Origin of the sequence: Streptomyces sp., assembly GCF_050698815.1 — a bacterium.
Lineage (GTDB): Bacteria > Actinomycetota > Actinomycetes > Streptomycetales > Streptomycetaceae > Streptomyces.
Genome location: NZ_JBOHCV010000745.1, coordinates 1 through 1,573 on the forward strand (window position 1 = coordinate 1; position 1,573 = coordinate 1,573).

Sequence of the window (1,573 nt, forward strand, 5' to 3'; positions counted from 1 at the left end):
CTGCTGCTCTTCGCGGTCGGCGGCATGCTGATCTTCCCGGCGGCCAACGACCTGCTGACGCTGTTCATCGCGCTGGAGCTCTTCTCCCTCCCGCTCTACCTGCTGTGCGCGCTGGCCCGGCGGCGCCGGCTGCTCTCGCAGGAGGCGGCGGTCAAGTACTTCCTGCTGGGCGCCTTCTCCTCCGCGTTCCTGATCTTCGGCATCGCCCTGCTGTACGGCTACGCGGGCACCGTCAACTACTCCGGCATCGCCCGCGTCATCGGCAACGCCGACGGCACCACGAACCCGGTGCTCGCCGAGACCACCGGCAACGACGCGCTGCTGCTCATCGGCGGCGCGATGGTGATCATGGGCCTGCTCTTCAAGGTCGGCGCCGTCCCGTTCCACATGTGGACCCCGGACGTCTACCAGGGCGCGCCGACCCCGGTCACCGGCTTCATGGCCGCGGCGACGAAGGTGGCCGCCTTCGGCGCGCTGCTGCGCCTGCTGTACGTGGTGCTGCCGGGCCTCCGCTGGGACTGGCGGCCGGTGATGTGGGGCGTCGCGATCCTCACCATGCTGGCGGGCGCGGTGATCGCGATCACCCAGACCGACGTGAAGCGGCTGCTCGCCTACTCCTCCATCGCACACGCCGGCTTCCTGCTGGCGGGCGTCATCGCCACGTCCCGGGACGGCGTCTCCTCGGTCCTCTTCTACCTGGGCGCGTACTCCTTCGTGACGCTGGGCGCCTTCGCGGTGGTCACGCTCGTACGGGACGCGGGCGGCGAGGCCACCCATCTGTCCAAGTGGGCCGGACTGGGCCGCCGTTCACCACTGCTTGCGGGCGTCTTCGCGGTCTTCCTGCTGGCCTTCGCCGGCATCCCGCTGACGTCGGGTTTCGTCGGCAAGTTCGCCGTCTTCAAGGCGGCGGCGGAGGGCGGCGCGGGAATCCTCGTGGTCATCGGTGTCATCGCCTCGGCCATCGCGGCCTTCTTCTACATCCGCGTCATCGTGCTGATGTTCTTCAGCGAGCCACGGGCGGACGGCCCCACGGTCGCCGTCCCCAGCCTGTGGACGACCTCCGCCATCTCCATCGGCGTCGTGGTCACGGTGGTGCTGGGCGTGGCCCCGCAGTACTTCCTGGACCTCGCGAACCAGGCGGGCGTCTTCGTCCGCTGACGCCTCTCGCGTCGGCGCACCCGCGCCCGCACCGCTGCCCGGCCCCCAAGGGGTGCCGGGCAGCGGTGTGTTGGGAGGTGAGGGATGTCGTGACCGCCGGACCCCGCTCGCGCGGGGGCTGCTAATTTGACGTGCCCCTGCAACTGGGCAGGGCGGGAACGAGGGAGTACGCGGGTGCGTACGTCAGCGCGGATGACGGGGGCGGTGGTCGCGGTGGCGGCCGCCGCGCTGCTGGTGAGCGGCTGCGGAAGCAGCGGTGAAGAGGGCGGCAAGGACGACAAGGCGGAGGGAAAGCCGGAGTCGAAGCCGACGGCGGAGGAGACCGCCAAGACGCCCGCCAAGGACGGTCCCGGCACGCTGCCGGGCATCTGGCACACGAAGGTGGGCGGCAAGGAGTTCGTGCTGACCATCGCGG

Annotated in this window: 1 protein-coding gene and 1 pseudogene; both read left to right on the forward strand. The window is 70.6% G+C overall.

Translation table 11 applies throughout. The features are described from left to right. The coding region (nuoN, locus tag ACRDP3_RS26445) for an NADH-quinone oxidoreductase subunit NuoN (RefSeq protein WP_431519529.1) at positions 1-1,158 on the forward strand (1,158 nt) is incomplete at its 5' end. 174 nt (positions 1,159-1,332) lie between these two features. Beyond that, positions 1,333-1,573 (forward strand): annotated as a pseudogene (locus tag ACRDP3_RS26450) (hypothetical protein); the annotation flags it as partial.